We start from the raw sequence: 6000 nt of genomic DNA on the forward strand, positions 1-6000 counted from the left end.
CTTTCTCATCGCGGGTCGCCGGCGATTTATCATCCGCGGTGTCGGCGAATGTCGCCATCGTTTCATCAATCGCCAGCCATCGCGCTCTCGCACGGATCTCCGTCCTGCCCGTGGGTCGCCCAGCCAGCACACTGCCCGCGACCGGGCCCCGGAGTATGTTTTCCATGGCAGTTCAACCCTTCCTGCGGCCGATGGCCCGCCCGCTCACGGCCGTCGCGCTCGCCATCGCGGCCTGGCCGTTCGCCGTGCGCGCGCAGCAGGCCGATGCGCCGGCCGCAGCCGCCCCTGAAGTCACGCTGGAGCCGGTGCAGATCAGCGGCAACTGGCTGGGGAGCGGCCTGCAGAACAGCGTGAAGAGCTTCGCCGGTGCACGCACCGTCGTGAAGAAGGAAGAGATCGAGCAGACCGGCGCCGTGTCGATCGGCGAGGTGATGCGCCGCATCCCCGGCGTGCAATCGACCGAGAACTCCGGCAGCGCCGGCAGCGCGATCTCGCTGAACATCGGCGTGCGCGGCCTGACGGGGCGCTATTCGCCGCGCTCCACCGTGCTGCTCGACGGCATCCCGCTGGCGGTCGCGCCCTACGGCCAGCCGCAGCTGTCGTTCGCACCGGTGAGCCTGAACAACATCGAGTCGGTCGACGTGGTGCGCGGCGGCGGCGCGGTGCGCTACGGCCCGCAGAACGTCGGCGGCATCATCAACTTCAACACCCGCTCGATCCCGGCGACCGAGGCGCTGAGCGGCGATGCCACGGTGCGCTACAACAGCTTCGGCGAAGGCGGGCACAACACGCAGTACAGCCTGTTCCTCGGCCGCGAGCTGGACAACGGCCTCGGCCTCGCGCTGCTGTACTCGGGCCTGGACGGCAGCGAATGGCGCGCCGCCAGCGACGAGAAGGTGAACGACCTGGCCGTCAAGTTCCGCCAGCCGCTGGACGGCAAGGCCGAGGTCTACGGCAAGCTGTCGTACTACGACGTCACGTCGCGCACGCCCGGCGGCCTGACGCCGGCGCAATACACCGTGGACCCGTTCCAGAACACCCGCCCCACCGACTACTGGAGCGGCGTGCGCAAGGGCATCGACCTGGGGTACCTGAACCCGCTGTCGGCCACGCAGGAGGCCGAGGTGCGGCTCTACTACAACGAGAGCTCGCGCGCGAGCGTGCTGATCAACGCCGCCGGCACGGTGCTGACGCACCAGCCGCGCAACTACCGCGTGCTGGGCGTGGAGCCGCGCTACACGCAGCGCCTCGCGTTCGGCAGCGTCGCGCACGACGTGACGGTGGGCTACCGTTTCATCCGCGAGCGCGGTGACGACAACAGCTTCACCGCGCCGCTCGCGAGCGGCGCGGTCAGCGCGACCACCCGCTTCGAGAACGAGACCGATGCGCACTCGGTGTATGTCGACGACCGCATCGCGATCGGCAGCTGGCGCATCACGCCGGGCGTTCGCTTCGAACACATCAGCACCACGCGGATCGACGGCACCGGCAAGACCTTCGAGACCGACAACGACAAGGCGCTGCCGTCGCTGAACGTGGCCTGGCTCGTGACTCCGGAGTGGACGCTGTTCAGCAACTACAACACCTCGTTCGGCCCGGTGCAGAACATCCAGCTGAACTCGCAGACGTCGAACAACCCGCTGAAGCCCGAGGTGGCGAAGACCTTCGAACTCGGCACGCGCTGGAAGAGCGCGACGCTGAGCGCGGAACTCACCGCCTTCCGGCTGCGCTTCGACAACCAGATCCAGCAGGTCGCCGGCACGACGGCCCCGAACGTCGTCTTCCAGAACCTGGGCGCCACCAAGCACGACGGCATCGAGACGGCACTCGACTACAGCTTCGACAAGGACAGCGCCCTCGCCGGCCTGAACGTGTTCGCGAACTACACGCACACCCGCGCGCTGCAGGAATCGGGCGACACGGCCGGCAACGAGGTGCCGTTCTACTCGCGCGACACCGACACCGTCGGCGCCCGCTACCGGCTGGCCGCGTGGTCGTTCAGCCTGTCGAGCACGCACCAGAGCTCGCAGTTCTCGGACAACGCCAACACCTGGAACGAATCGGCCACCGCCGGCACGGGCCTGGTCCCCGGCTACCGCCTGTGGAACGCGCAGGTCGGCTGGAAGCTGCCGACCGCCACCGCGATCGACGTGCAGCTCGGCGTCAACAACCTGACGGACAAGCGCTACTACACGCGCAACGTCGACGGCAACGCCGGCCGCATGGTGGGCGCACCGCGCACCACCTGGGTCCAGGCGCGCGTGGCGTTCTGATGTCCGCCGCCGTGCAAGTGCCGCAGGCGCCGTCGCGGCGCCAGGGGTTGCGCCGCGTCTGGCTGCGGCTGCACCGCTGGCTCGGGCTCAGCGTCGGCTGGGTGCTGGCCATCGTCGGTCTGCTCGGCGCAGTGCTGGTGGTCGCGCAGCCGGTCGATCGCTGGGCGCACCCGAACCTGTTCCAGGCTGAAACCCCTGGCGGCGCCGCGGTGCCGCTGGAGCCGATGCGGCAGCGGCTGGTCGCGGAGTTCGGCAGCGCCAGCGTGCTGACCTTCCGCCCGCCGCACAGCGCCGACGAGACGCTGTGGGTGCTGGTGCGCGGCAAGCGCTGGAGCGGCACCGTGTACTTCGACCCGTCCACCGGCCGCGAGCAGGGCCGGCGCGGCGACAGCGAGGGCTTCGTCGGCTTCACGTTCAAGCTGCACAGCTCGCTGCTGCTGCAGGACACCGGCAAGGCGATGCTCGCCTGGGGCGCGCTGGTGTACCTCGCGATGCTGGTGACCGGCGTGGTGCTGTGGTGGCCGCGGCGCTGGCCGCCGTCGTGGCGCATCGAGCTGCGCCAGGGCGTGCTGCGCGGGCTGTTCGACCTGCACCGCAGCGGCGGCATCGTGATGGGGCTGGTGATCGCGGTATCGGTGGCGAGCGGCGCGTACATGGCCTGGCGGCCGCTCGGCGAGTTCGTCACCTTCCTGGCCGGCGGCACCTTCGCGCGCCCGCCGGTGCTGCCGAAAGAGCCGAAAGACGCACCGGGCGGCCCGCCCGCCACGGTCGACGAGCTGGCCGCGCAAGCGCGGCGGCAGTTCCCGAATGACCCGATCGGCTACATCCAGCTGCCCGGCCCGGACCGCCCGGTGCGCGTGCGCATGCGGCTGCCCGACGATCCGCACCCGAACGGGCTCACCTCGGTGTGGCTGCACCCGCACACCGGCGCGGTGCTGGCCGTGCAGCGCTGGAGCGACCTCGATCCCGGCAGCCGCGCGGTGGCCTGGGTCTACCCGCTGCACGTCGGCGAGCTGGGCGGGCTGCCGCAGCAGGTGTTGATCTTCTTCAGCGGCCTCGCGCTCGGCGGCCTCGGGCTGACCGGCGTGTGGCTGTGGTGGCGCCGCCGGCCTTGACCTCCCTGCGGCTCGTCAGCCGGCGCTGAGCCGCGCAGCGGTCATTTGTCTGGGGTGTCCTCGGCGGCTTCTGCATCGTTCCTGCAGAACTGTTCGCTAGCGTGTCCGGTTCCGACTTGGACACGAAGGCGCACGGACATGAGCGACGAGATGGAGACCCAGCTGATGCGCTGGCCCTTGCGGCTGCTGCTGCAGGGGCTGGACGCACGCGACGAGGGCGCGGTGCGCCGCTGCCTGGCCCATGCCACGCGCCAGCTGCAGCACCCGTGGCAGGTGGTGCACGACGGCGACGCCGAGGTCGTGCTGGTGGCCGGCCTCGAGATCGACACGGTGCGCGGCATGCTCGAGCCGCCGCTGGTGACGCTGCACCTGGCGCCGCCTGCGCAGGATGCGCGTGCGCTGGCGTGGCGCACCGGCCGCGCCCCCGGCACGGTGCTCGCGAGCCCGCTGCAGCCCGACGCGCTGGTCGAGGCACTCGAATGCGCCGAGCACCGCTTCGCCGGCGAGGCCCCGGCCACGTTCACGCAGTTGTCCGCCGGCTGCCGTTTCCGGCTGCGCCGCTGGCCGCCCAGCGGCTTGATGTGGGAGGACAACGACAACCTGCGCCTGGCGAGCTTCATGCTCACGCGCTCGCTCGATCTCGAGAAGCTGATGCGGCTGAGCAATGTCGCCGCCGACAAGTGCGTGGCCTTCATCACGCGGATGGCCAACGCGAACCTGCTGCACCTCGAGCCGGTGGGCGCGAGCGGCGAGCCCGCCTCGCCTTCGCCGGCCGCGGCGCCGTGCGCCGAAGCCCCGGCGCGACGCCCCACCCGCGCCTCGGGCGGCCTGCTGAACGCGCTGCGCCGGCGCCTCGGCCTGGCCAGCCGCTGAACCCCAAGGAGACATCGATGCAGCACTCGGACATCCCGCAGATCGCCCTCCCCACCCTCACCTTCGAAGCGCCGCGCCCGCCGCGCGATCCGGTCGCCCTGGCACTCGCAGGCCTGTGCCGGCAGGCAGGCGTCGAGGGCTGCGCCCTCGTCGACGCCTCGACCGGTACCGTGGATTCCACCAGCGGCCGCACCCGCAGCGGCGGGGTCTGGGAATCCGCCACCCGCTACTGGCAGCTGTACCACCGCCAGCGGCGGCACTTCGCGCCGTGGGGTGGCCTGCGCTCCGCGGTGTTCGTGCATGCCACCGGCTCGATCGCCGTGCTGCCCTGCTGCGACGAGCCGCCGCTTGTCATCATTGTGTGCGCCCACTCCGGCAGCGTCGACTGGCCCGAGTGCGAGCGCCTGACCCACGCGCTCGGCGCGGCCTTGCGCTCGCTGCTCGACCGGCCGCTGGTGCAGATCGCCGCCTTCTGAACACCCCGTTCATCGTGATTTCGATATGCCTCAATTCGAAATCACGATGAACACGTACCAATTCATGCCACCTCACGCAAGCATTGCAAGCGCGTGAAACCGGTTCCAGTCCGACACGGGCTGCCCTCCTACCATCCGGGCGAACTTCAGCCCCCTCAGGAGGACAACCCATGTTTCCGTTTCGAAGCAGCAAGCTCTGCCTCGCGCTGATCGTCGGCGCCGGATTCACGCAGCTCGGCCATGCGGCCGACCTCGCCGCCGGCCGCTACACCGTGCGCTCATCGTTCAGCGGCCTGTGCCTGGCGGTCGACGGCGGCTCGACCGCCGAAGGCGCGAACGTCGTGCAATCGACCTGCGACACCTCGCCCGCCCGCCAGTTCGACCTGCAGCGCGACAGCCAGGGCTACTACCGGCTGGTGAACGTGAACAGCGGCAAGGTCGTCGACGTGCAGGACATCTCCACGGCCAACGGCGCCAACGTGCACCAGTGGACCTGGCTGAACGGCGACAACCAGCGCGTGACGCTGCAGGACCTGGGCAGCGGCAAGTACTACGTGCGCTTCAAGCACAGCAACAAGTGCATGGACGTCGGCAATTCGAGCCGCGCGCCCGGCGGCAACATCGGCCAGTGGGAGTGCAACGACGGCGAGAGCGAGAAGTGGACCTTCGTGCCGGTGGCCGGCGCGCCCGCTCCGGCCCCTGCGCCCGCCCCGGCCCCGACGCCGGCCCCCGCCCCGTCGTCGCGCTACAGCGTGCGCTCCAACTTCAGCGGCCTGTGCCTGGCCGTCGCCGGCGACTCGACGGTCAGCGGCGCCGACATCGTGCAGATGTCGTGCAACAGCTCGCTCGGCCGCCTGTTCGACCTGGTGCGCGACACCGAGGGCTACTACCACCTGACCAATGCGAACAGCGGCAAGGTCGTCGACGTGCAGGACGTGTCGACCGCCGATGGCGCGAACGTGCACCAGTGGCAGTACGTCGGCGGCGACAACCAGCGCTTCACGCTCGACAACCTCGGCGGCGGCCTGGTGAACGTGCGCTTCAAGCACAGCAGCAAGTGCCTGGACGTCGGCAACTTCAGCAAGGCCGAAGGCGGCCACATCGGCCAGTGGAGCTGCAACGGCGGCGAGACCGAGAAGTGGACGCTGGTCGCGGCCGCCCCGGCGCCGTCCCCGGCGCCTGCGCCGGCCCCTGCGCCCGCTCCGGCACCTGCCCCAGCTCCTGCCCCCACGCCGGCTCCGGCGCCCGCACCTGCTCCGGCAC

Annotated in this window: 5 protein-coding genes; all 5 read left to right on the forward strand. The window is 70.6% G+C overall.

Annotation, left to right across the window (positions count from 1 at the left end; all coding sequences use genetic code 11):
• The first annotated feature begins 164 nt into the window (after window positions 1–164).
• A complete protein-coding gene (locus tag AC1DXV_RS06010) occupies window positions 165–2273 on the forward strand; it encodes a TonB-dependent receptor family protein (RefSeq protein ID WP_477932841.1) in 2109 nt (702 codons plus the stop codon).
• Window positions 2273–3388, forward strand: a complete 1116-nt coding sequence (locus AC1DXV_RS06015; protein ID WP_477866483.1) for a PepSY-associated TM helix domain-containing protein — start codon at window positions 2273–2275, stop codon at window positions 3386–3388. Before AC1DXV_RS06010 ends, AC1DXV_RS06015 begins: the two co-directional genes overlap by 1 nt.
• Before the next feature lie 138 nt (window positions 3389–3526).
• A complete protein-coding gene (locus tag AC1DXV_RS06020; protein WP_477866481.1) occupies window positions 3527–4261 on the forward strand; it encodes a hypothetical protein in 735 nt (244 codons plus the stop codon).
• Between the two features lie 17 nt (window positions 4262–4278).
• The gene (locus AC1DXV_RS06025; protein ID WP_477866479.1) at window positions 4279–4737 is read left to right on the forward strand and encodes a hypothetical protein; all 459 of its coding nucleotides are present in this window, start codon (window positions 4279–4281) and stop codon (window positions 4735–4737) included.
• A 170-nt stretch (window positions 4738–4907) separates the two neighbouring features.
• The coding region (locus tag AC1DXV_RS06030) for an RICIN domain-containing protein (protein ID WP_477932843.1) at window positions 4908–6000 on the forward strand (1093 nt) is incomplete at its 3' end.

It is taken from the genome of Rhizobacter sp. P3_C12 (assembly GCF_056402735.1).

Coding starts and splice junctions, on each gene's coding strand:
- AC1DXV_RS06025 (WP_477866479.1), top strand. CDS start 4,279: ATGCAGCACTCGGACATCCCGCAGATCGCCCTCCCCACCCTCACCTTC.
- AC1DXV_RS06015 (WP_477866483.1), top strand. CDS start 2,273: ATGTCCGCCGCCGTGCAAGTGCCGCAGGCGCCGTCGCGGCGCCAGGGG.
- AC1DXV_RS06010 (WP_477932841.1), top strand. CDS start 165: ATGGCAGTTCAACCCTTCCTGCGGCCGATGGCCCGCCCGCTCACGGCC.
- AC1DXV_RS06020 (WP_477866481.1), top strand. CDS start 3,527: ATGAGCGACGAGATGGAGACCCAGCTGATGCGCTGGCCCTTGCGGCTG.